The organism is Chitiniphilus purpureus, from assembly GCF_025642115.1.
Taxonomy (GTDB): domain Bacteria; phylum Pseudomonadota; class Gammaproteobacteria; order Burkholderiales; family Chitinibacteraceae; genus Chitiniphilus; species Chitiniphilus purpureus.
Window position 1 is genome coordinate 2,405,134 of sequence record NZ_CP106753.1, and the last position, 25,344, is coordinate 2,430,477.

Genomic DNA, 25,344 nt, shown 5'->3' on the forward strand with positions numbered 1-25,344 from the left:
CACAGGCCCGCGTGGCCAGGCGTGACCGCGGCGCCGGGGGAGTGCGCAGCGTGAAGCCGCCCGGGCGCATCGCCTGCCTGTCCAGCGAGACGGTGCACGTGCTGTACGCGTTGGGCGAGCAACACCGCATCGTCGGCGTGAGTGCCTTTGCCCGGCATCCGGCCGGGGTCACCGGCCGCCATCCGGTGATCTGCGGTTTTCAAAGTGGCAAGCCGGACAAGATCCTCGCGGTGCGGCCCGAGCTGGTGCTGGCCTATTCGTCACTGCAGGGCGATCTGGTCAAGGCCTGTGTCGAGGCGGGGCTGCCGGTGCATCTGTTCAACCAGCACGATCTGGCCGGGATCTTCGGCATGATCGCCACCCTGGGGCGCCTGCTGGACTGCACCGGACGTGCCGACGCATTGATCGCTGCGCTGCAGGCCCGGCTCGATGCGGCGCGACCTGTGGCAGGCGGGCCGCGGCCGCGCGTGTATTTCGAGGAATGGCACAGCCCGCTGACCACCGGCATCCGCTGGGTGTCCGAACTGATCGGGATCGCCGGCGGCGAGGATGTGTTCGCGGCGCAATCGCACGCGGTGCGCTTTGCCGGGCGGCAGGTCGATGCCGCAGCGGTGATCGCGGCGGCGCCGCAGCTGATCGTGGGCAGCTGGTGCGGCCAGCCGTTCGACGCGGCACGCGTCATGGCGCGGCACGGATGGGACGTCGTCCCCGCGGTCAGGCAGGCACGCGTCCATAGTATCGCCAGCCACGATATCCTCGTCCCCGGCATTGCCGCGATCACCCACGGCCTGCCGCAATTGCAAACCCTGATCCGGAGTATCCACCCATGACCGTTTCCGACGACGAGCGCAACGCGCGCCACGCCGCGCGCATGGCGCGCAAGAAGGCGGTGATCGATGCCCGCATTGCCGAAGCCACCCTCGATACCGGCGTGCTGCTGGTGATCACCGGCAACGGCAAGGGCAAATCCTCGTCCGCCTTCGGCATGGTGGCCCGCGCGCTGGGCCACGGCATGCGGGTGGGCGTGGTCCAGTTCATCAAGAACCGCACCGATACCGGCGAGGAGGCGTTCCTGGGGCGGCATTGCGAGTGGCACGTGCTGGGCGACGGTTTCACCTGGGACACCCAGAACCGCGAGGCCGATACCCGCCGTGCCGAATCGGCCTGGGCAGTGGCGCAGCGCATGCTGGCCGATGCGCAGTACGACCTGGTGGTGCTCGACGAGCTGACCTACTGCCTCAGCTACGACTACCTGGACACCGCCCAGGTGCTGGCTGACCTGGAGTCGCGCCCGCCGATGCAGCACGTGGTGGTCACCGGCCGTGCTGCAGTGCAGGCGTTGCGCGACATCGCCGACACCGTTGCGGTGATCGCCGACGAGAAACACGCCTACCAGGCCGGCATCCGCGCCCAGAAGGGCCTCGAATGGTAGCGCGGCATGCCACGGCGCCGGCGCTGATGATTGCTGCGCCGGCATCCGGCTCGGGCAAGACCACCGTCACCGCGGCGCTTGCTTGGCTGCACCGGCGCGCCGGCCGGCGGGTCAAGGTGTTCAAATGCGGCCCGGATTTCCTCGATCCGCTGCTGCTGGCCCGGGCGAGCGGCAGCCCGGTCGACAACCTCGACCTGTGGCTGGTCGGCGAGGCGCAGTGCCGCACCATGCTGTGCGAGGCAGCCGCTACGCACGATCTGGTGCTGATCGAGGCGGTGATGGGGTTGTTCGATGGCGAACCGTCGGCGGCGGTGCTGGCGCAGCGGCTGGGTATCCCGGTACTCGCGGTGATCGATGCGTCGGCCATGGCGCAGACCTTCGGCGCGCTGGCCCATGGCCTTGCCCACTACCGCGCCGGCCTGCCGTTCCACGGCGTGCTGGCCAACAAGGTGGCCGGCACGGGGCATGCGCAGATGCTGCAGGAATCGGTTCCCCCGGCGGACTGGCAGGGCTGGCTGGCGGCAGGGGACGCCTGGCCCGAACGTCACCTGGGGCTGAGCCTGCCGCATGAGCTGCCGGGGTTGGAGCAACGTCTGGATGAGCTCGCCGATGCGCTGGAGGGCCAGCCCGCCGCGGCATTGCCGTCGCCGGTCGCGTTCGCCGCCGATGCGCCGCCGGCAATGCCGCGGCGCTTGGCCGGTCGCCGTATCGCGGTGGCACGCGACGCCGCGTTCTGCTTCATCTACCCGGCCAATCTGGCCTGCCTGACCGCGCTGGGCGCTGAGCTGGCGTTCTTCTCGCCGCTGGCGCACGAGCCGTTGCCCGAGGCCGACGCGGTCTGGCTGCCCGGCGGCTACCCGGAGCTGCATGGCGCACGGCTGGCCGCGCACCCCACGCTGGCCGCCGGGCTGCGCGCCCACCATGCGGCCGGCCGGCCGATCGTTGCCGAATGCGGCGGCATGCTGGCACTGGCCGAGCGCCTGATCGTGGACGGCGAGACGCTGCCACTGTGGGGGCTGCTGCCCGGCACAGCCACGCTGCATTCCCGGCTGACGGCGCTGGGTCTGCAACAGCTCGACCTGGGCGAGGGCGTGCTGCGTGGCCATACTTTCCACTATTCGACCCTGACCACGCCGTTGCCTGCACTTGCGCATGCCACGCCATGCCGGCTTGGCAGCGCCGGCGAGCCGGTGTACCGGCTGGGCAGCCTCACCGCAAGCTATCTGCACCTGTGGTTCATGTCCCACCCCGCCGCCGCGGCCACGCTGTTTGGAGCCCGATGAAGACCCTGCTGATCTGCCTGTTTGCCTGCCTGCCGCTGCTCACGCACGCCGGGTCCGCCGTGCATGACGACCGGGGCCGGCGCGTGGCGCTGCCGCGCCCGGCACAGCGCATCGTCAGCCTGGCACCGCATCTGACCGAGGTGCTGTTCGCCATCGGCGCCGGCAAGGCCCTCGTCGGCGCAGTCGACTACAGTGATCACCCGCCGGCCGCGCTGCGCATCCCACGGGTCGGGGGGTATCACGGCTTCGACCTGGAACGCATCCGGGCGCTCAAGCCCGACCTGATCGTGGGCTGGGCCGGCGGCAACCCGGCACAGCAGCTTGCCCAACTTGAGGCGCTGGGGATTCCGCTGTTCCTGGCCGATTCGAAGCGGCTCCGGGACGTGCCCACGGTATTCGAGCGTCTGGGCCTGCTCACCGGGCGCGGCCCCGAGGCCGGCGCGGCGGCCACCCGCTTTCGGACGCAGCTTGCCGCGCTTGGTCAGCGCTACGCTGCGCGCAAGCCGGTGCGCGTGTTCTATCAGGTATGGGACCGGCCGCTGCTGACCATCAACCGCGACCAGATCATTTCCGATGCGATGCGCCTGTGCGGCGGGGTCAATGTCTTCGCCGACCTGCCGGCGCTGGTGCCTACGGTGGACGACGAGGCGGTGCTGCGCGCCGACCCCGAGGTGATCGTCACCAGCGGCGAACCGGGGGCCAACGGGGACTGGCTGGCGCGCTGGCGGCGCTGGCCGGCGCTGCAGGCCGTGCGGCATGGCCGCCTCCACACTGTGCCGCAGGATCTGTTGAGCCGGATGGGGCCGCGGCTGGTGGACGGCACGGCGTTGCTGTGCCAGGCGATCGATTCGGCCCGCCGATGAGCACCGCCACTCCCGCCGCGCGGCTCACCCGTCGCCGCCAGGTCTTCACGCTGCTGCTGCTGGCCTTGTTGCTGCTGGCGATGGCAGTGGCCAGCCTGTGCCTGGGCAGCACCAGCTATCGGCCGTGGCAGCTCTGGGCCGAGGGCAGCGAAGCGATGCTGGCACGTGACGTGGTGCTGACGCTGCGGCTGCCGCGCACGTTGGCTGCGCTGGCGGTGGGCGGCCTGCTGGCCCTGGCGGGGACGCTGTTGCAGATCCTGCTGCGCAATCCGCTGGCCGACCCGTATGTGCTCGGTACCTCGGGTGGTGCCAGTGTCGGCGCGTTGTCGGCGATGCTGGCCGGCACCACGGCCGCCGTCGTCAGCCTGTCGGCCGCTGCCGGCGCCTGGTGCAGCACCGTGCTGCTGTTCCTGCTGGCATGGCGCGACCGTTCGGCCAGCCAGGCGCGGCTGTTGCTGACCGGCGTGGCGCTGGCGTCGTTCTGTGGCGCGTTCTCCTCGCTGCTGCTTGCACTCGCGCCCAACGACAGCCTGCTGCGCGGCATGGTGTTCTGGATGCTGGGTGATCTCACCGGGGCGAGCTGGCAACTGGCCTTGCCGGCGCTGGGTGTGCTGCTGCTGCTGGTCTGGCCGCTTGCGCGCAGCCTGAATGTGCTGGGCCAGGGCGCGCAGGTGGCACATGCCTTGGGCACCCGCGGACGCGAGCTGAGGTGGCTGCTGTATTTCGTGGCTGCGGCGGCGACCGCGGCGGCGGTCACCACCGGCGGCATGATCGGCTTTGTGGGCTTGATCGTACCGCACGCGCTGCGCCTGATGCTGGGGCAGGATCAGCGCCTGCTGCTGCCGGCGGCGGCACTGGGTGGCGGTATCGTGCTGCTGGCCGCCGACCTGATCGCGCGCGCCGCACTGGCGCCGCAGCAGCTGCCGGTCGGGGTGGTGACGGCGCTGGCGGGCGTGCCGGTATTCCTGTGGCTGCTGCAGCGGCAGGCGGGGCGGGCATGAGCGCCGCGCCGCGCCTTGCCGTGCAGGATCTGACATTGCGCCGGGGTGGACGGGACCTGTGCAGCGGGCTGACGCTGGCGGTGGCACCGGGCGAGCGCTGGCTGGTGCTGGGCGAGAACGGCAGCGGCAAGAGCACGTTGCTCGCCGCGTTGGCGGGCTGGGAGGCGCCGGCAGCCGGCACGATCCGGCTGGACGAGCGGCCCCTTGACCGATGGCGGGCCGGTGAGCGTGCCCGCAAGCTGGCCTGGCTGGGCCAGCAGGACGAGTGCCCGTTTCCGCTGACGGTGCTGGAAAAGGCGCTCGCCGGCCGGCATCCGCACCTGGGACGCTGGGATTGGGAAAGTGCCGCCGATGTGGCGCTTGCGCAGGCGCAGCTCGCCCGGCTGGACCTGGCCGCGCTGGCCGCGCGGGACCTGGCCAGCCTGTCCGGTGGCGAACGGCGCCGCGCCGCGCTGGCCGGGGCGCTGGCGCAGCAGGCGGCGCTGCTGCTGCTCGACGAACCGCTCTCGCAACTGGATCTGCGGCACCAGCAGCAGGCGCTGGCGGTGCTGCGCGAGGAGAGCGTGCTGGGGCGCGCGGTGCTGCTGGTCAGCCATGACCCGAATCACGGCCGCGGCTGGGCCACCCATGCGCTTTTGCTGTTCGGCGACGGACGCTGGCTGGCCGGGCCGCGTGCCACGGTGCTCACCGCCGGACATCTGAGCGCGCTGTACCACCATCCGATCCATGCGCTGGGTGGGGAGTGCGAGCCGTGGTTCGTCGTCGGATAAGCCATCACCAAGGGACGTGGCCATGCCCACATTGATGATCCAAGGCTGCACTTCGGATGCCGGCAAGAGCACGATCGTGGCGGCGCTGTGCCGGCTGCTGGCACGGCGCGGGCTGGCGGTGGCCCCGTTCAAGCCGCAGAACATGGCGCTCAACAGTGCGGTCACCGAGGACGGCGGTGAGATCGGCCGGGCCCAGGCGGTGCAGGCGGTTGCCTGCCGCATCGCCGCGCACACCGACCACAATCCGGTGCTGCTCAAGCCCAGCAGCGACTGCCGTGCCCAGGTCATCATCCATGGCCGCAGCATCGGCAATCTGGATGCGGTGGACTACCACGCCTACAAGCGCACCGCGCGCGCCGCGGTATTCGAGTCGTGGCACCGCCTGCAGGCGCGCTATGACTGGGTCTTGGTCGAAGGCGCCGGCAGCCCGGCCGAGGTGAACCTGCGCGAGGGCGATATCGCCAACATGGGGTTTGCCGAAGCGGCTGATTGCCCGGTGTGGCTGGTGGCGGACATCGACCGCGGTGGTGTGTTCGCCCACTTCGTCGGCACGCTGGCCTGCCTGTCGGCCAGCGAGGCGGCCCGGATCACCGGGTTCATCATCAACCGCTTCCGCGGCGACCTGTCGTTGCTGCAGCCGGGTATCACCTGGCTGGAACAGCGCACCGGCAAGCCGGTGCTGGCGGTGCTGCCCTACCTGCACGGCCTGGACATCGCCGCCGAGGACGCCTTGCCGCGCACACCGGGGCAGGGCGGGACCTTCCGCATCGTGGTGCTCACCCTGCCGCATATCGCCAACCATACCGATTTCGACCCGTTGCGCCGGCTGCCGGGGGTGGACTGCGTCTATGCCCATCCTGGCGAGCCGCTGCCACCTGCCGACCTGATGATCCTGCCGGGCAGCAAGAACACCCGGGGCGACCTGGCCTGGCTGCGTGCCCAGGGCTGGGACCGGGCCCTGGCGCGCCACCTGCGCTTTGGCGGCAGGCTGATCGGCATCTGCGGCGGCTACCAGATGCTGGGGCAACAGATCGCCGACCCGTTGGGATTGGAAGGCGACGCTGGCAGCTCACCGGGATTGGGCTATCTGCCGGTCAGCACCACGCTGGCGCGCGACAAGACGCTGCGCAACCGCACAGGCCGGCTGTTGCCTGATGGGGTGCCGGTACGCGGTTATGAGATCCACCACGGCCACACCGAGGTGCACGACCCCGCTGCGCTGCCGTTGTTGTGCCTGGAAGACGGCAGCCACGACGGTGTGCGCGACGCCAGCGGGCAGATCCTGGGTTGTTACCTGCACGGCCTCTTTGACGACCCCGCCGCACTGGCCGCGCTACTGGCCTGGGCCGGTCACACTGACGTCACGCCAAGGGATCCCGCTGCACTGCTCGACGCCGAGATCGACCGACTCGCCGATGCGCTGGATCGGGTGCTGGATTGGCCGCGGGCATTGCCTGGCTTGGCCCCGGTCTGATGGACCGGCCTGGACCTGCTGACAAAACCATTCCAGCAGCGTCGCACCCACTTGCCGCCCCCTGGCACTGTCTGTGTTTTGCGCCTCTAAACGGAACTGCGGCTTCCCATCTATCCAGTCCCATGCCTCATGGGAATGCAGCGTGTTGGCTGCGCTATTCAAAGAAGGTCTGTGTGCGTGTCTAAATAAAAATGCATTGATCAGGCGCGGCACTTTCTGATAAACCAATGGGGGTCGAGTCTTTTATATAGGCAGGTGTGACGTTCCTGCCAGTCGCCAATGTTGTCGTATGAAAGTCGTGTCACTTTCCGAATGGCCACCTTTCCACGTGCCATCGCGATCCGCATTTCCTTGCCTTGGATTTGAGGTGGGAATCTAAAATAAATCAATCTTTTCCACATTACGCCGCCAATTAATCCCGCGTATTCATGGCACCCTCGGGAGAATTTGCACTGTACTCCTTTAGTTTTCTCGTTTTTATCAATGCTAATTGCCCCGTATTTATATATTTGCCCGTAAGTCAGCATCAATGCATGATATTCTGCTCGCCCTTTTGCATCTGTGGGATACTGAACCAGTATTGTACTAGTCATTCGTCTTATGCCTAGTGCATCAAGCTCCGTGCCATGAAGGTCGCTCCATGTTCCGTGTGGTTGTTTGGGAGGGGGGCGATAATCCTGATATGATCTGGCCAGTCTGTACAGTTCGGCTTTGTTGTTCTCGAAATAATCGATAAGCTCTTTGTCTGGAATCAAAGGGCGGGAAGTGAAAAGAAATAAAATAAAAACAGCCGTCAGCAGAATTGCAGATTTTCTCATCTGTTCATGCTCACCGATTCGTTGGTCAATGAAATGACTTGATGGCCTGGATTGCCCTCATCCAATCCCGCCGCGCTGCCCGACGCCCCGGTTGAGCGGCTTGCCGACGCGCTGGGTTGGGTGCTGGCGTGGTCGCGGGCGTTGCCTGGCTGCGCCGTGACAAGGCCCGCGGTTGCCCAGCCTAGCCGGCCTGCATCGCATGCAAGTGGGCGTAGTAGCCGCCCGCCCGGTTCAACAGCTCGCGGTGGTTCCCCTCCTCGACGATCTGGCCGCGATCCATCGCGATGATGCGGTGCGCATCGCGCACGGCGGTGAGCCGGTGGGCGATGATCAGCACGGTGCGGCCCTTGCAGATCAGCTTCATGTTGTCCTGGATGATGCGTTCCGATTCATAGTCCAGTGCACTGGTGGCCTCGTCGAAGATCAGGACGCGCGGGTTGGTCACCAGCGCGCGGGCGATGGCGATGCGCTGGCGCTGCCCGCCGGAGAGGCCGGTGCCGTGCTCGCCCACCATGGTGTCGTAGCCTTCGGGCAGCTCGACGATGAACTCGTGGGCGCCCGCCAGCTTGGCGGCATGGATCACTGCCTCCATCGGCAGCCCGGGATCGGCCAGGGCGATGTTGTCGCGGATGCTGCGGTTGAACAGCAGGTTCTCCTGCAGCACCACGCCGATCTGCCGCCGCAGCCAGGCCGGATCGGCCAGCGCGATGTCCACGCCATCGATCAGCACCCGGCCGCGTTCGGGCACGTAGAGCCGTTGCACGAGTTTGGTCAGCGTGCTCTTGCCCGAACCGGAGCGGCCGACGATGCCGATGATCTCGCCGGGCTGGATGGCAAGCTGGATGCCGCGCAGCACTTCGGGGCCATCGGCGCGATAGCGGAAGTGCACCTGGTCGAACACCAGCTGGCCCTGGATGGGCGGCAGCTGTGCCCGGCTCTGGTTGACCTCGGTACGCGTGTTGAGGATGTCGCCCAGCCGTTGCATCGAGATGCCGACCTGCTGGAAGTCCTGCCACAGCTGGGCCAGGCGCATCACCGGGCTGGCGACCCGGCCGGCCAGCATGTTGAAGGCGATCAATTGCCCCACGGTGAGATCGCCGTCGATGACCAGTCTGGCACCCAACCACATGGTGGCGACGGTGACCAGCTTCTGGATCAGGCTGACGCCTTGGCTGCCGAGGTTGGCCAGGTGGGTGACCTTGAAGCCGGCGGCGACGTAGGCGGCGAGCTGGTTGTCCCAACGGCGGGTGACCTGCGGCTCCACCGCCATGGCCTTGACCGTCTCGATGCCGCTCACCGTCTCGACCAGGAAGGACTGGTTCTCGGCGCCGCGGGCGAACTTCTCGTCCAGCCGGCTGCGCAGCAGGGGGGTGATGGCGACGGACAGCAGCACGTAGCAGGGCAGCGACAGCACCACGATCAGCGTGAGCCAGCCGCTGTAGTAGAGCATCACGGCGATGAACACCACCGAGAACAGCAGGTCGAGCACCGAGGTGAGCGCCTGGCCGGTGAGGAAGTTGCGGATGTTCTCCAGCTCGCGCACCCGTGCCACCGAGTCGCCGACGCGGCGGGCCTGGAAGTAGGCCAGCGGCAGCGCCAGCAGATGGCGGAACAGCTTGGCGCCCAGTTCCACGTCGATCCGGTTGCAGGTATGCGCCGATACGTAGGTGCGCACGCCAGTCATGATCACCTCGAACACCGACACCACCAACAGGCCGATGGCGATCACATCGAGCGTGGTCAGGCCGCGGTGCACCAGCACCTTGTCCATCACCACCTGGAAGAACAGCGGCGTGGCCAGCGCCACCAGCTGCAGGAAGAACGACACCAGCAGCACCTCGCCCAGCAGCTTGCGGTACTTGATGAGCGCGGGGATGAACCAGGAGAAGTCGAAGCGGGCGAGCTCGCCGGCGAGGCTGGCGCGGGAGGTGAACAGGATCAGCCGGCCGGACCAGCGGGCGAGCCATTCGGCCTTGCTGCACTGCTGGGGTCGGCCGACCTGCGGGTCCTGGTACAGCACGTGGTCGTTGTCCAGCCGGGCCAGGATCACGAAGCGGCCATCGATGGTCTGGGCCATGGCGGGCAGGGGGGTGCGGTCCAGGCGCTCGAAGCGGGTATGGACTGCCTTGGCCTTGAGGCCATGGCGCCTGGCGGCCAGCAGCACCTCGGTCTCGCCCATGGGCTGGCCGGCCGAGCCGTACTCGTGGCGCAGCTGCTCGGGTTCGATGGCCACCTGATGCAAGCGGGCCAGCATCACCAGACAGGCGAGGGCGGTGTCGAAGGCGGGGGGTGGTCCGGGTGGCGGCGTGTCGTCGGCTGATGGGGGTTGCGGGTGCATGCGGTTCACTTGCGGCAGAAGGGGCCCAAGGGGGTGGCGACCCAGCCTGGTGGGGCCGGGTCGCGGTCGGGCTGGGGTTAGCGCCAGTTGGCGGCGAGGACGGGTTGCAGCTGTTCGCGCAGCGGATCGGGCAGGGTGGTCTGGCCGGCGGGCGGTGGATTGAAGCCGGCCATGGCGGAGACCAGGGCATCGACCTGGGTGTTGAGCAGGGCTTTGCCGTCGGCGGCTTCGATGCGCTCGATCCGGTCAGTACCTACCGCCCATGCACGCAATAACACTGCATCGGAGGAGCCAATGACCCCAATCTCAACGCCAACACCAACTTGTTTGAACCAAAGCTGATCACTGGTGGCGGATTCAAACACCAAGCGATCATTACCTGAAGCATCCGTCAACTGATCATATCCATCTCCACGTTTAAATCGATAAACGTCATCACCGTTGCCACCATCCAACCAGTCGGCTCCGGTTCCACCGATTATCGTGTCGCTACCCTCACCTCCATAAAGCTGATCATCGGATTGGCCGGCTTGCAATTGGTCATTTCCATCATTTCCTTGCAGGTAATCTGTACCTGCCCCACCGTCAAGAAAATCGTCATTGCCTCCTCCGTACAATTGATCAGGGCCTTCTCCACCGGCCAAGTGATCTCGTTCCGTCGAGCCGTGCATGTAATCCGCCTCAGTCGTGCCAATTGTGACGGATTCATACATAGGGCCGCTCTCGACAGCCGGGGCCACCGTGATTGCCAAGATGACACTGACGGATGCCCCGCTACGATCGGTGGCGGATACGTTGAGGCGATGAATACCAACATCCATTGGCGAAGGTTGGCCAGTAAATACCCCCAAGGCAGAATCAAAATTTAACCAAGCGGGAAGTTGTACTCCATCCTCAGTTGATGTCGACAATGTCAGCTGATCACTGTAATCAGCGTCGCTAAACAAACCTGGTGGCAGGGCAAAGGCAAATTGCATTCCCGATGCGCATTCGAAATCCAATCCTGCCTGTAAAGAAATCGGTGCGTCATTTTGATTTTCCACAATTATTTGAAAAACCAGCTCGGCTGACTGACCAAAGGAATCCTGTGCCATCACCTTTACTAATTCTGTCCCTACGTGGGAATTCTCAGGCAGTCCGGAAAAGGTTAGGGTCTCGCTATTAAATGAGAGCCATGAAGGTAAAAGCTGACCATTGGCGAGCGATGCAGTATATGTCAAAGTCTCAGGCTGTTGGCTGGGGTCGGTGAACAAGTCCGCAGGTAACTGAAAAGCATAACCTTGGTCTTCCTGAAGAATTTGAACCGCAATTTCGCCATTCAGATATGGTTTGGAGCGATAGACCGCTTTTCCCCAGAGTTGCTGAACATCCCATATTACATCATTGCCGAAATCGATCAGATCCACTGGGTTGTCATTCCCTGCTGCACCTTGTAGCACGATCGAATCACCATGGCTCCCAGTTTTCAAGACGATGTCGTTGCCATAAACGGCTGCTTCCATATTGGCAGGTGATATTCCGTTAAGCTTCAAAGTGTCAATCGAATATACACCGTCTCCGATATCGGCTATCACATCTCGTCCATCTCCCGTAGCAAACACAAACACGTCATTACCAAGCCCACCAAGCAAGGTATCGTTGCCATCGCCGCCTTCCAAGGTATCGTTGCCTTCGTACCCAGTCAGCGTCTGGGATGTAGCATCCCCTACTATATAGTCGTGCTGGGCGGTTCCTCCAGCCAAGGAGGGAATGGTGGCCTCCTCCAAATTCGTTCCATCAACGAATGTGAATTTCGTAATGGGCTTGGCCGCATAACGATACCACCCAGCGAGCAGGATCCCACCTGCATGGCCGTCGTCAATGCCGATATAGAGACTGTCTCCTTTGACCTGAAAATCAATGTCCTGAATGGAAATGCCTTCACCAAATTGCAAGGTATCAGTTCCTATATAGTCCGGAGTGTCGAGCAGCTTTTTATAATCCAGACTATAGGTATTGGACATGGCCTCCATGAATTTTAAGGGGACACCAGCCCATTCTTTATATAGAACCCCTGAATACATGGATGTGTCGTGATAGGCGCTGTAATCATTGGTTTGATGATAAAAATCCCCAATAATGTCGACCCCATCCCCTTGGTTGTAAATGTAAGTGTCTGAGTTGCGGGTGCCGAGTAGCGTATCGTTTCCTGCTCCGCCTTCATAAATATTACCGGCGTCAAAATAGTCGTCCATTTGAGGGGCTATAATGTCATTGCCGGCACCGCCGATGAAATGATCCGCTCCTTTGCTGCCGAACAAAATATCGTCGCCTATCCCGCCATGGATCGTATCGTTCCCTATTCCTCCGTCGATCGCCCCATTGCCCATTAGCAAATCATTGCCCTGAAACCCTGTCAATACAACGCCTTGTTCCTGCCCAAAATCGGGCGCAGGGGTGACAACGGTGTTGTCCTTTTCCCAATCGATTTCAGGCTCTTCACCAGTAGCTTGATTCTGAAGCTGTGTAATCGGGACTCTATTGCCGCTTCCAAACTGGACATATTCAATGCCATTGTTGGGGTTGTTTTGAGGCAACACCACGGTTACGCTCTTTTCTGTGCCCCAGGAGATTTCCAGGGCCTTGTGCGGTGCCATGGCATACAAATACCCATAAGGTAAGAAGCCACGAACAAGGTTTTCAAAGCTGATTCGCCCACCATTGACCAATTCCTCATTTGCAGGTGCCACAATCGTCGTCCAGCGTGTGGTCAATCCGCCTGCGCTTGGCAATACCAACACATCCTGATCGTTCACTTCGCTTGAGTTGGAGGCATCATAAACAATATCGTGACCTATACCATCGGTGATGATGTATTGGTCTGCGCCTGCGCCACCTTGCAGAATATTAAGACCATCTCCCCCGACTAAGACATCACCGCCATCGCCACCGGTAATCGTGTCATTTCCGGCGTTGCCAAACATAAAAGCACCAACATCGTTCAGGGAAATATCCTGCCAATAAGATGATACAGAAATAACGTCATCTCCAGCGCCGCCATCAACGAGGTTTCCCGCACCAACGGAAATTTGATTGTTCAAATCATTTCCCGTCGCATCTTGAAATATCCGAGTTTGTGACCAAACATTGACTGTGTTGGTAATGGTAGTGGTGGAGAATGTACCATATCCTTTGCTGGATACATAACCAGGCATAGGTGTGGGCCAGCCAATCAAGTCAGCCGTGCCTATAAGGTGCGCCACTTTGGCCGAGACCCACATAATTTCCTGGGTTGGCTCGTAGTTGCCTCGAGGGTAAGTTATCGGCATCACCACTCGAACATAGCCTGCGCTCGGCTCTGAAATTCCAAAGCTTAGGTTGTTTCTTGTTGTAACTGTGCGAGTCTGCGAGTTGGAGCTTACTAGCTCATCTTTGCTATATGAATTGACCCAGAACATTTGTTCTTCGGCATAAGTGGTTGCCTGGAACTGCAGATTAAAATGGGTCGTTATAGTTGATGACCCCGAATCCGAAGAAGAGACATTGGTCTGAGTTCCTTTGGTTTTGGTAAAATAGCTGGCCTCAACTCTTTTCTTAAATGCCGATTTCCAATCGTCAAGGACTGGTGCTGCAGGGGGGGATGCAGGTTGCAACCATTCGCTCAGTAACTGCACTTGTTGATCGCCGGTATCGCCTTCACGCTTGACCAGCCATGACTCTGGGCTGAGATAGTAATCTTCAACACGTATTGTGTCCTCGGACCCTGTTCGGTAAATGATAATATCGTTGCCCTGACGTGATGATGAGAAATGCTGATTCCAGAATTCACGAGCCAGAACGATATAATTGTAATCTCCAGGCTGATCGCGAATTACATCATTGCCCCAACCAGCAGCGCCGTTAGAAGTCAGCCCCAACACATAGCTATCGCTACCTTGCCCACCTTGCAGCAGATCATTTCCTGCACCTCCGTCCAGCAAATCGTCCCCTGCCTCTCCGGCCAGAATATCATCGCCTTCATCACCTAAGAGCGCATCGTGCCCGATACCACCTGCCAGCGTATCGCTGCCAACCCCACCTTCCAGCAGATCGTCAGCGTCACCGCCATCGAGCTCATCGTTGGCAGCACCGCCTGACAGGGAGTCACGGCCCAACCCACCTTGCAGCGTATCCTGGCCATCATCCCCATTCAGCGTGTCTTTGCCCTCACCCCCCACCAGTAGGTCCGAACCCGAACCACCGCTAAGTATGTCTTGGCCATCCCCGCCACTAAGCTGGTCGTTTCCTTCTGCTCCCCAAACTTGGTCGGCTCCAAGCCCTGCGGCAACGGTATCGTTTCCACCTGCTCCAAACAAGAAATCGTCGCCGGTTGAACCTGCCATTGAATCATCGCCTGCACCACCGTTCCAGCTTATCGTATCGAATTCGGCCAATAGCGCCTTATAGGACAGGACCGAACCATCTGCAAATTGGACACTTTCGATGGCACCCGACAAGCCGTCACTGATGACCACCCTGCCAGTGGAATAGGTGAGTACCAATGCCTGTTGACCGAAGTGATCGATCCCTTTGGAAACTGAGATATGGTCCCGGTTCACGCCGTTTGCAAAGACAATCGAATTTGCGCCGGAAGAGTCAAGAATGATGTCATTGCCGCCAGATTCAACAATGAAAACGTCGTCTCCTTCTCCACCGTACAAACTGTCATCACCAGCTCCACCAATCAAGGTGTCGTTACCTGATTCACCACTCAATTGATCATGTCCATTACCACCTTGAAGCAAGTCATGACCATCGCTCCCAAGCAATAAATCGTTCCCTTCAAGGCCCGAAAGGGTGTCATTGCCGAATTCACCAATTAAAGTATCATCGCCCCCTGTTCCAACAAGGTTCAGGGGCGCAGTATGCCGAGCATATTCGGCAGCATTCAATTGCTTGAGCAGTTCCGATATCGTGATGGATGGTAGGCCGGAAAACTGAATCTGGAAGTTTTCCACGGTCAATCCATTTTCAATCGCCAGATAATTGCCAGTATTTAAGTCGCCTAGATAGAGAACCAAATAGCTACGCCCCTCGGCATCGGAACCAATGTCCAGGCGAATCTGATCAAGCGCAACCGGATCCATTATCTTGATCAAGTTCATACCGGTCGCGTCGTGTATCAGGTTACTGCCTTGGGAGAGTTGTACTTGGTATTCGTCGTTTCCATTACCGCCATAAAGCTGATTCAGCCCAATGCCACCCAATAAGATATCATCTCCTTCTTCGCCGTGTAATTCGTTCAGCCCGGCATTGCCTTCAAGCCTATCGTTCCCTTCGCCGCCGAACAGGCCGTCATCGCCCGCGCCGCCAAGCAGCGTGTCATTGCCGCGATCACCATAAATGCCGTCGTTACCTTCATCGCCCTCCACTCGATCTGCTCCGTCGCCGCCGCTCAGATAGTCGTTACCATCTCCGCCACGCAACAGATCGAGGTCCTCATTACCATACAAGTCGTCATTGCCGCGGCCACCGTCGAGTACGTCATTGCCTAAACCGCCTTGGAGTTGGTCGCTATCTTCGCCACCGGACAAACTGTCTTCACCGTAACCACCGAGCAGGAAATCATTGCCGCTCCCTCCCAGAAGAGTGTCGTTCTTGCCCCCGCCGTCCAATTGGTCGTCGCCTGTTCCACCATCTAGGTGATCCGCTCCATGATAATCATCGCCAAGTGGATCAGCGTCGCCGTTCAATACATCGTTGCCATCACCACCATACAAAGCATCACTGCCGCCGGCGCCAACTAAGTAGTCATCACCACTTCCACCATCCATATGATCGTTACCATGCATTTCGCCGCTCAGCAAATCACTGTCGCCATGCAGGTAATCATTCCCTTCTCCACCGGATAGCGTATCGCCTGCTCCTAGTCCGACAAGGGTATCGTTGCCCGCGCCGCCATCCAATACATCAGCGCCTTGCAGCTCGGCAGGCAGAATGTTGATATCGCCACAAAGCTGATCATCCCCATCTCCACCATCAATTGTGTCGTTACCTACACCACCAACCAGAATATCGTTGCCACCATTACCTTGAATAATGTCATTTCCAGAGGGTCCGATACCGGCAAACGCACCATCGCCAGAAACAGTGTCGTTACCTTCACCACCGATCAACGTATCATCACCGCTACCACCGTATAGCTCGTCATTACCTTCCCCGCCATTCAGAAAATCGTCACCATTGACAGCTTCGGGATCGTCATCGCGGTCACCCAGCATCACATCATTGCCAATGCCGCCCAACAATGTGTCTTTTCCATATCCGCCCAATAAGGAATCATTTCCTTCCCCGCCATCCAGAAAGTCGGCGTCTTCATCACTTGGCCGTTGCGGATCGTAGGAAATTCCACCAAGTAGAAGATCATCTCCATTGGAGCCGATCAGGTCGTCATTTCCTCGCCCACCGCTCAAAGCGTCATTCCCTATGCCGCCGTCCAGAAAATCATTTCCTTCATGAGAAATCATCCAATCATTTCCGCCTCCGCCATACAGAGAGTCATTCCCATCGGCCTGTGCGGAGGACCTTAACATAAGATAGTCTACGTTAAAGCCAAACCCTTGGAATCCTTGATTTCCACGAGTAACTGGTTTAGGGTTCAGGCGAGAGGAAAGCGTATAGTTACTGCCGTTTACAGCTTCAACATGATCGTCATCAATCATATTGTCGTCGCCATCGCCTCCCACGATAAGATCGCTGCCGTCCCCTCCGAACATCACGTCATCTTTATTGCTCCCTACCAGCGTATCGTTGCCTTCGGCTGCAAATAGCAAATCACCGGCCTCACCTTTCTGAGTGCCTGTCGAATGCAAGAGGGCTGCGATACCATCTGTTTCTTCATCTGCAAATATCAAATCATTGCCTTCACCTGCATTGATGACATCAAGACCACCGCCTCCGACAAGGATATCGCCCGGACTTCCGCCTTGGTAGGCAATGATCGTATCGTTCCCATGCCAGCCGCGGATGTGGTCCTTGCCGATGCTGCCGTACAGCAGATCTGTGCGCCCTGATTCTGCTTGATCAGCATTGACGATCACGTTTCCTAATTCATCGGTCGTAACTTGAATCCCTGGTTCTGTGAGATCTTGATCTATCGGTTTCCGATCTCCCTCAATGAACCGATCAAAAGTCCCATTCGGCTGAGAGTAACTCTCCAGATTAATACCGAGATCGCCGTTCTTGAAATTGTCGATGACAAATTTCCCGCCCGAATATGCAATGACCAGCTTCCCTTCGCTGCTTAGCTGAATGCGTACTTCGCCATCCGGATGAGTAGCAGACCATCCTCCTTGATTGACTGGCGTTATGGAACCGAGTCGTACTCCATTGATCCTGATCTCACCAAGACCATCTTCATCACGAATGATATTCAGCCCAGACCCAACGGCAGCATAGTAAGCATCATACCCTTGCCCACCTATTAACAAGTTGGTCCCCTGGCCTCCATCCAGAACATCGTCATCCTTTCCCCCAACTAAAGTATCATCTCCATTTCCGCCGGATAGCGCATCGTTGCCCACGCCGCCTTGCAGTGAATCATTCCCGTCATCACCATGCAATACATCGTTTTCCGACATGCCTAGCAAAATATCATTGCCGGAACCCCCGTATAAAGCATCATGGCCTTCTCCCCCTTCAAGATAGTCGGCTCCATCGGCCCCAGTTAATGTGTCTTCACCTAGGTTGCCATATAGTCGATCTGACAATCCATTTCCATTCAATGTATCATTTTGTGCATCGCCAAAAATGATATTATGATTGCCCAACTCCCTTCTGTCGGCGAAATTAATTTGCAGATTCAATCCTAATTTGTAATCCTGATATAGATAGTCCCCTAATACTGACGTCGGTATTACTGTGTTGGATGCATTGAGCTGGTTTGTATATGAAACGTCGCTTTTGTCAAATTGATTTTTCCAAATCAACATCGCATGGCGATCTGTAATCCATTGCCGAGAAATATTCCCCTCTCCTGAAGCTTCATTATATAAAGAGAAGCTTGTTTCATCCTGTGTGCCATCCAACCCTTCGATTGCTACCGATCTAAGTCTGCTTAACGCGAATCGAGCAGCCAAGCCGGCAGCATCACCCTGTAGCGCCAAATCTTTAAAGGAGTCAATTTCATACAAGGTATCAGTATAATTGCTAAGGCCGACTAGGTTGGAGATGGCTTGTGCGTTGGCAAGATGATTGAGCCCACCCGAAGTAGTTAGTCCGGGCGATGGCTCGTACGCAAATCCTTTTTCATCATATAAATCTATCTTTGCCTGCTGCATACTTTTTTCGCCGCGATTGCTGTATGTAATCAGCAGGGCATCTTGGTACACCAAAGGCAATGCATCCCAGTTGTCACCATATGCATTATTTGTTTTAAAGAAAGATAAAGCCTTCTCCTTTAGATAAATTGCATACAGTTGGGCTGTCAGTGGGTGCTCGGGGTCAATCAAATTCTCAACGAGTAGAGCGTAATCATTTAAGTACACACTAAGACCAAATTGCGGGTATTTGTTGGAATACTCTATTACTAGATCGATAGCGGTGGCTACCTTGAAATTGCCACGCCCAACATCATTGACCGCTGGCCTGTGCATTTTATCCAAATAGGTATAATCATCGTTGCCATTCTTGAAGCTTTCGTAATCTGATCGGATTGCCTCGTGGCTAAATAAACTCACTATGTCGTCAAATATAAATTCATTCCTATTATAATAGGCGTCGCATTCCTCGCACATTGCCCCTGCAATTGCCGCGGCGGAAATTCCAACTTTAGAAGCCGTCTCATTAATGGCTTTAGAAAGGCTGTCTACCCAGGCTAATGCTTCATTGGAATACATATTGTCGACTGCACTACTCAAATAGAAGGCTTGCATGCTCATCTCCAAGAAAATGAATTAATTAAGCGCGGCACTTTCTGATAAACCAATGAGGATCGAGTCTCTTATATAGGCAGGAATGGCGTTGTTGCCAGTTGCCAATGCTATCATATGAAAGTGGCGTAATCTGACGAATGGCCAACTTTCCGGGTGTCATCGCGATCCGCATTTCCTTGCCCCGGATTTGCGGTGGAAATCTAAAATAGATCAATCTTTTCCACATTACACCGCCAATTAATCCCGCGTATTCATGACATCCTCTGGAAAATTTACAGCGTATGCCTTCAACTTTCCCCTTTTTTCGAATACTAATCGCTCCATATCTATATACTTGTCCATAATTAGGTATTAGTGCTTGATAATCTGCTTGCCCCTTTGGATCTTGGGGGTATTGAACCAATATTGTACTCGTCATTAGTTTTATGCCCAATGCATCAAGCTCTGCACGATGAATGTCGCCCCACATCGCATGGGGTTTTCCGGGGGGGGGGAGATAATCCTGATATGATCTGGCTAATCTGTACAGTTCGGCTTTGTTGTTTTCAAAATAATCGATAAGCTCTTTGTCTGGAATCAAAGGGCGGGAAATAAAAAGAAAAACAACAAGTGCGACTAGTAGTAGCGCTGCAAGCTTTCTCATGTATTAATACCCTGCGGTTTATAAGTTAGTGAAGGCCTTGACAGTATTCATCGGCCGTTCTGGCATGGCACCCCTTTATTTCTTGAGGCATTATTTCAATGTGACAGCGTTGACGTTAATGCCCAGTGCCATAATCCATTGAATTGTATTTGATTTTGCTGCCGGCACCGGCTTGGAGTAGGGTGAGTTGCTTGCACTTGCTTGCCGTGTCATGGCCGTCGCAATGTCATCGGTTTTAAAAAAGCCAACCAGAGTTCCATTTTCGCCATCATTTATAAATTCCCGTACCGGTGCTGTATCTGATGCAATAATTGGTGCGCCGCATGCTATTGCTTCAAGTAAGGACCAACTTAGAACAAAGGGGTAGGTTAAATAGACATGGGCACGCGAAATCTGCAGCGCTTTCAAATATTGATGATAAGGCAACTTTCCCAGGAAATGGGTTCGAGCAGGGTCCAGTTTTACTTTTCGCGACATGTGCTCTCGCCAGTTTGCGGCATCTGATGGTTTGCGACCATAGCTGACGCCATCACCGCCAATAATTAGTGCCTCGATCGTAGCGTGTTGCTTTTGCGCCAGCTCCAATGCATGCATAAATTGGGGAAACCCGCGATATGGCTCCAGATTGCGTGCCACGTAAGTGATTACAGAATTGTTGCGCGTTAACACTTGCCCATTTGACAATGTAAAGCATGCATTTAGATCTGGCTTGGCCAAATCGGTGTCGATGCCTTCATGAATAACCTGGATCTTGTGGTGGTAGGCCTCAGGGAATTGCGATTTCTGCCACTGGGTGGGTGCAATACCGATGTCGCATAGGTCGAGTGCGAGGAGTTGATGTGCATTCTTTGCACGGATCCGGGCTCGATCATCGAGCGTGACCCGATGATCGGGGTCGAAACCGACGTCCGCGCCGTCGGCTCGGTAGTACCATTCACAGTAATGAACCAGCTTGCAGGTGGGGAAAACTTCTTTAACAAACAGGCTTTCCCCCCAGCCTGGATGAGCTATTACCACGGTTGGGTTGAAGCCTTGTCGTTTCAACTGAATGAGGATTTCCGCTACGGCTTGGCCAGTGAGTACTGCTTGCTCCATTGGTCGGATGTAGTGATGGGTGCCCGGCATCGGTCCCCGCTTTACCCGGTATCTGGCCAGTTCGATATCGGGCAGGCCGGGTGCTTGTTCTTGACCAAGTGCTTTGACCTGATATTCAGATTGCTTGACCAGATACGCTGCCACGTGTCTGAACTGTCCGGGAAAATTCTGATGAATGAACAGTATGTCTTTTTTTTTCATTGCTTAATCTCTGGCAAGCCCGGGATATCCGTCAATTGCAATTGAGGTACTACTGGAATGTCAGGGGGTGATCTGTGCTGGGTCGAAATTCGTTGCAGTGCTCCCACTATAGTTTCCAACGAACGGTCCCGCTCAAAAACGATGTCTACCCACCCCGCTTGCTTGGCTTTGCAAGCAACAATATATTGTTCCACGGTATGAGGGAATATAAGGTGATGCACTTCTGTCCTGGCGGCCATGGTTGTCACACCTAATCCCCCATAGCTAAGCAAGATATCGGCATCCCGCAACAAAACCTCAATATTGATCGGCTCGGTGCTTATAAAAATATACGGCTTTTCAAGGTCGGCCAATTCCTGTGCTCCAAGCCCGGGGACGCAGCAAATTGTCGGCCATCTCAACCGTGCCAATGCTTGTATCGCTTCTTTAAAGCCTGGCATATAGCGCTGCAGATAAACCAGAGCCTTAGGGCCTTCTATATCTGGCCATTGCATGGGAAAATAGGAAGGAAAACAGTAGTCTGGCTTTCGATAAATCCAACCCCTCCGGTTTCCACAATGGTCCAGTTGTGGCAGGGTCAACAATACTGAGTTTTCCGGCGAGTAGAGCGAGACAAGCCGGGGTGGTTTCTGTAAAGCCGTTTCATCGATTGCGGCGTTTATATTATTATTTATTATTCCTTCTGCTTTTTGAGAACGCCAGCGCGCGTTTTTTTCCCACGGGCGAAACAAGGGGAATGGTTGGGTGTCCAGTGGAACCTCGAACCCGCTCCCTATTGCGCAGGATTTAATACCCAGGGTGTACGCAGCCAGCATGGCGGTAGGGGCATAGTCTGCTATGACGAAATTGACATGCAATGTGGACAATAAATTACACCAAGCTCGAAGCAGCCCTGCAAGTAGAGTAGTAGATGAGTATCCATTTTGTAGCAGAATCTCGTGATAATCCACGGGAAGTATGTTTGTTCCGTGGTTGGGAGCTATTGGTGCAGGCAGGAATGTAAAACGATTTCCAAGTACAGTTCGTGCTATTGCAACATCCCGGACAATGAAAAATACTTTATGCCCAGCTTCTTGAAGCTGGACAGCAATGGGATAATCTCTGGACAAATGTCCATACCCGCCGCCTAACTCCCATGTGATTGCAATTGTACCCATTACAACCCTTGATTTTATATTTCAGTACCAATCTATATTTTTGGCGATTTAAGCTTGAATGATTCGGCGCAGCATTAAAATGCCGTTTTATCGCTCCCGCACACTCTCAGTCGCATGCTGGATCAACGGGCTCAGGAAATACTCGATCACCCGCCGCTGCCCGGTCTTGATCTCCGCCGTCACCGCCATGCCCGGCGCCAATGGCAGGGTCTTGCCGTCGATGTTCATCGTGCGCCGCGCCAGCTTCACCCGTGCCTGGTAGATCAGCCCCAGCTTCTCGTCCGGGATCGCATCGCGGGTGACAGTGGCCACCTGGCCGTCGAGCAGCCCGTAGCGGGTGTAGTTGAAGGTCTCCACCTTCACCGCGGCGAGCTGCCCGGCGTTGACGAAGCCGATGTCCTTGTTTTCCAGCACCACCTCGGCTTCCACCTGGTCGGTGTGCGGCACCACCACCAGCAGCGGCTGTGCTTCGGTCACCACCCCACCCACGGTATGCACCGCCAGCTGCTGCACCACACCATCCACCGGCGCGGTCAGCCGCGTCTGCCGTTGCAGCCGTTCGGCTTTGATCACGTCCTGCCCGTAGGCATGCGCCTGTTCGCTCACCCGCGCCAGCGCATCGTGCTGGGCCCGGCGGAATTCGGCCCGGGTGGCTTCGCGCTGCTGGCGGTTGGCCAGGATGGCGGCGTCCAACTGCTTCAGCGTGTTGCGCTGGCTGGCCAGGTCCTGCTCGGTTTCGATGCGGGCCTGTTCCTTGTCCAGGTAGCCGTGCTTGGAGATGAAGTTCTTCGCCGCCAGGTCTTTGAAATCGGCCTCGCGCTGCTGCATCAGCGGCAGCGTCTGCTCCAGCTTGCGCACCTGGGCCTGGGTGGCGGCGTATTCGGCCTGTTTCTGGGTGGTGGCGGCATCCAGGGTGGCGAGCCTGGCTTGCAGTTCCTGCCAGCTGCTGTGCATTTCCGCCTGCTTGGCGGTGCGCCGGACGGCGTAGTCCGGGTGGCGGTGCAGTTGGGGATCATCGGCCAGGATGGGCGGGGCGCCGGCTGCCAGCGCGGCCAGCAGGGCCTGGGCCTTGCGCTGGTCCAGCCGCGCATCCAGCCAGGCGCTGTGGTGTTTGCTGGCGTCGGCACGGGCGAGGGTGGCGTCCAGCTCGATCAGCAGTTGCCCGGCCCGGACGTGCTGGCCATCGCGCACATGGATGGCGGTGATGACACCCGGCTCCAGCGGTTGTACCACCTTGCTCTGGTTGGAGACCACGAGCTTTCCTGGTGCGACAGCGACGATGTCGATCTTGCCCAGGCAGGCCCACAGTACGGCGAGGGTGACGAAGGCAAGCAACAGCCAGAGGGTGAGGCGGGCGGCGGGGTGGGGTGGGGATTCCTGCAGTTCCAGTGCGGCGGGCAAGAAGGCGCGTTCGGTGGCGAGGCGGTCTGGCGGGTCGGCATGGTGGCGGATCTGCCACGCGGCACGGCAGACCGCCCAGTGGCGTTTGACGAGGTCTTGTATGGCAAGGCGGGTCATTGTTATGCGTATCGGGTAGGGCACGACTCAAGGCGCCAGCATACCGCACGCATAAATAAAAATGTAATGATTGTAAGAATAAATTTACATTCTTACGGATTTGTCGCGTTTTTGCCAAATGGTGAGCATCTGTACACACGTGATACCCATCCAAGCTCACCCTCGCCACGCTTTGCTGACATTTTCCATCGAACCGCCGCCCCCTACCGCACCCCACGCGTTCCCGGTATCGGCATCAGTGCGCAGACAATGCCCAGCATCGCGAGCGCGGCCACGTAATGCCCTGGTGCCAGCGGGTCGCTCTTGAGCCATAGCGTCAGCATCACCGGGGTCAGACCACCGAAGAGGGCGTAGGCGACGTTGTAGCTGAACGATAACCCCGAGAAGCGGATCGCCGCCGGGTAGGCGCGTACCAGTACATAAGGCACGGCACCGACGGTGCCGACAAAGAAGCCGGCGAGCATGTAGCTGCCGATCAATTGTTCCGGGGTGGCACCGGCGGCGTTGCCGTAGAAGAAGTAGCTCGTCAGCAGCAACCCCAGGCAGCCGATGCCCAGCGCCACCTTGCTGCCCGCCCGGTCGGCCAGCACCCCGAACACCACGCAACCGATGGTCAGCATTGCAATCGCCAGGGTATTGGCCTGCTGCGACAGCGCCAGGCTCACCTGCAACTGCTTTTGCAGGTAGCTGGGGGTAAACAGGATCACCACCACGATCGCGGCCGACAGTACCCAGGTCAGCAGCATCGACAGGACGACGGCGGGCAGATGGTGCTTGATGATGTGCTTGAGCGGCAATTCCCGGGCCAGCAGTTGGCGGGCGTGCAGCTCCTTGAAGACCGGCGTTTCTTCCAGAAAGCGGCGCAGGTAGACCGCGAACAGGCCGAACACGCCGCCGAGCAGGAACGGGATGCGCCAGGCGAAGCTGGCCACTTCGGCGGGGGTGTAGACGCTGTTGATCACCGTGGCGACCAGCGAGCCGAGCAGGATGCCGAAGGTGAGCCCGGCGGTGAGCGTGCCCACTGCCAGCCCGGTGTGCCGCGACGGCACATGCTCGGCGACGAATACCCAGGCGCCGGGTACTTCGCCGCCGATGGCCGCACCCTGCAGGATGCGGAAAAACAGCAGCAGCAGCGGCGCCGCGATGCCGGCACTGGCGTAGGTGGGCAGCAGCCCCATCGCCAGCGTCGGCAATGCCATCAGGAAGATCGACAGCGTGAACATGCGCTTGCGCCCCAGCAAGTCGCCGAAGTGTGCGATCACGATGCCGCCCAGCGGCCGCGCCAGGTAGCCGGCGGCAAAGATGCCGAAGGTCTGCAGCTGGCGCAGCCAATCCGGCATCTCCGGCGGAAAGAACAGCGTGCCAAGCACAGTGGCGAAGAACACGAACACCACGAAATCGTAGAATTCAAGCGCACCGCCCAGTGCGGCGAGTGTCAGCGTCTTGTAGTCGTTGCGATCGAGCGGGCGCTGCAGCGGTGCGTCCAACGGGTCCACGGTGGTGGTCATGAAGTTCCCCGGCAAGGATGGATGGGCATGAAAAGGCGGGCGGACCGGGATGGTGGCCGCGCTGGGCCCGGTGCCGGGATGGCGGCGCAGGGGCTTTCGGAACAGGCGTGAGACGATTCTAGGCCAGCCGGCGCATTGCATCTAAACGCGCTGTGTCGCACGTTGCCTGGACGATGCAGGTGGGGGGTTTGAGGGCGGCTGATCGGCGCCGTGGACCACACCCTGCGCAAGGTGTTGCACTCACTGGCGTTGCGCCCTGTGCTGCCTTTGTCAGCCGCCCCGGGCGGGCGGGTCGGTGCCGGGCGGGTCCAGCACAGCAGGCGCGCCGGTCACACTAACCCAGGCCGGTGTG

Annotated in this window: 15 protein-coding genes; 7 read left to right on the forward strand and 8 right to left on the reverse strand. The window is 58.8% G+C overall.

What is annotated here, in order from left to right:
• The first annotated feature begins 50 nt into the window (after positions 1-50).
• From N8I74_RS11290 to N8I74_RS11320, 7 genes are read left to right on the forward strand one after another with little or no spacing between them, the layout of a single operon-like run.
• Positions 51-830 (forward strand): ABC transporter substrate-binding protein, encoded by a 780-nt coding sequence (locus N8I74_RS11290; RefSeq protein WP_263123190.1) that lies wholly within the window; start codon positions 51-53, stop codon positions 828-830.
• Positions 827-1,432, forward strand: a complete 606-nt coding sequence (cobO, locus tag N8I74_RS11295) for a cob(I)yrinic acid a,c-diamide adenosyltransferase (protein WP_263123191.1) — start codon at positions 827-829, stop codon at positions 1,430-1,432. Before N8I74_RS11290 ends, cobO begins: the two co-directional genes overlap by 4 nt.
• The gene (locus N8I74_RS11300; RefSeq protein ID WP_263123193.1) at positions 1,426-2,715 is read left to right on the forward strand and encodes a cobyrinate a,c-diamide synthase; all 1,290 of its coding nucleotides are present in this window, start codon (positions 1,426-1,428) and stop codon (positions 2,713-2,715) included. Before cobO ends, N8I74_RS11300 begins: the two co-directional genes overlap by 7 nt.
• The gene (locus tag N8I74_RS11305; protein ID WP_263123195.1) at positions 2,712-3,578 is read left to right on the forward strand and encodes a cobalamin-binding protein; all 867 of its coding nucleotides are present in this window, start codon (positions 2,712-2,714) and stop codon (positions 3,576-3,578) included. Before N8I74_RS11300 ends, N8I74_RS11305 begins: the two co-directional genes overlap by 4 nt.
• Entirely contained in the window at positions 3,575-4,579 is a 1,005-nt protein-coding gene (locus N8I74_RS11310; protein ID WP_263123196.1) for a FecCD family ABC transporter permease, read from the forward strand. The genes N8I74_RS11305 and N8I74_RS11310 overlap by 4 nt, the downstream gene beginning before the upstream one ends.
• The gene (locus N8I74_RS11315; protein ID WP_263123197.1) at positions 4,576-5,349 is read left to right on the forward strand and encodes an ABC transporter ATP-binding protein; all 774 of its coding nucleotides are present in this window, start codon (positions 4,576-4,578) and stop codon (positions 5,347-5,349) included. The genes N8I74_RS11310 and N8I74_RS11315 overlap by 4 nt, the downstream gene beginning before the upstream one ends.
• A 22-nt stretch (positions 5,350-5,371) precedes the next feature.
• Complete coding sequence (locus tag N8I74_RS11320; RefSeq protein ID WP_263123198.1) at positions 5,372-6,823, forward strand: cobyric acid synthase; 1,452 nt, start codon at positions 5,372-5,374, stop codon at positions 6,821-6,823.
• Positions 6,824-7,023: 200 nt separating this feature from the next.
• On the opposite strand, the gene N8I74_RS11325 is transcribed toward N8I74_RS11320, so the two are convergent.
• From N8I74_RS11325 to N8I74_RS11360, 8 genes are all read right to left on the reverse strand, one after another.
• A complete protein-coding gene (locus tag N8I74_RS11325; RefSeq protein ID WP_263123199.1) occupies positions 7,024-7,641 on the reverse strand; it encodes a hypothetical protein in 618 nt (205 codons plus the stop codon).
• Positions 7,642-7,822: 181 nt separating this feature from the next.
• Complete coding sequence (locus N8I74_RS11330) at positions 7,823-9,979, reverse strand: type I secretion system permease/ATPase (protein ID WP_263123200.1); 2,157 nt, start codon at positions 9,977-9,979, stop codon at positions 7,823-7,825.
• A 77-nt stretch (positions 9,980-10,056) separates the two neighbouring features.
• On the reverse strand, positions 10,057-18,870 hold the full coding sequence (locus N8I74_RS11335; protein WP_263123202.1) for a putative Ig domain-containing protein: 8,814 nt from the start codon (positions 18,868-18,870) through the stop codon (positions 10,057-10,059).
• A gap of 25 nt (positions 18,871-18,895) precedes the next feature.
• On the reverse strand, positions 18,896-19,513 hold the full coding sequence (locus N8I74_RS11340) for a hypothetical protein (protein WP_263123203.1): 618 nt from the start codon (positions 19,511-19,513) through the stop codon (positions 18,896-18,898).
• A gap of 90 nt (positions 19,514-19,603) precedes the next feature.
• Positions 19,604-20,809, reverse strand: a complete 1,206-nt coding sequence (locus N8I74_RS11345) for a glycosyltransferase family 4 protein (protein ID WP_263123204.1) — start codon at positions 20,807-20,809, stop codon at positions 19,604-19,606.
• Entirely contained in the window at positions 20,806-21,966 is a 1,161-nt protein-coding gene (locus N8I74_RS11350; protein WP_263123206.1) for a glycosyltransferase family protein, read from the reverse strand. Before N8I74_RS11350 ends, N8I74_RS11345 begins: the two co-directional genes overlap by 4 nt.
• An 87-nt stretch (positions 21,967-22,053) precedes the next feature.
• Positions 22,054-23,484: an HlyD family type I secretion periplasmic adaptor subunit gene (locus N8I74_RS11355; RefSeq protein WP_263123208.1), complete on the reverse strand. Its 1,431-nt coding sequence runs from the start codon at positions 23,482-23,484 to the stop codon at positions 22,054-22,056.
• 203 nt (positions 23,485-23,687) lie between these two features.
• Positions 23,688-24,992, reverse strand: coding sequence for an MFS transporter (locus N8I74_RS11360; protein ID WP_263123209.1), 1,305 nt, complete (start codon positions 24,990-24,992; stop codon positions 23,688-23,690).
• Positions 24,993-25,344: the final 352 nt, after the last annotated feature.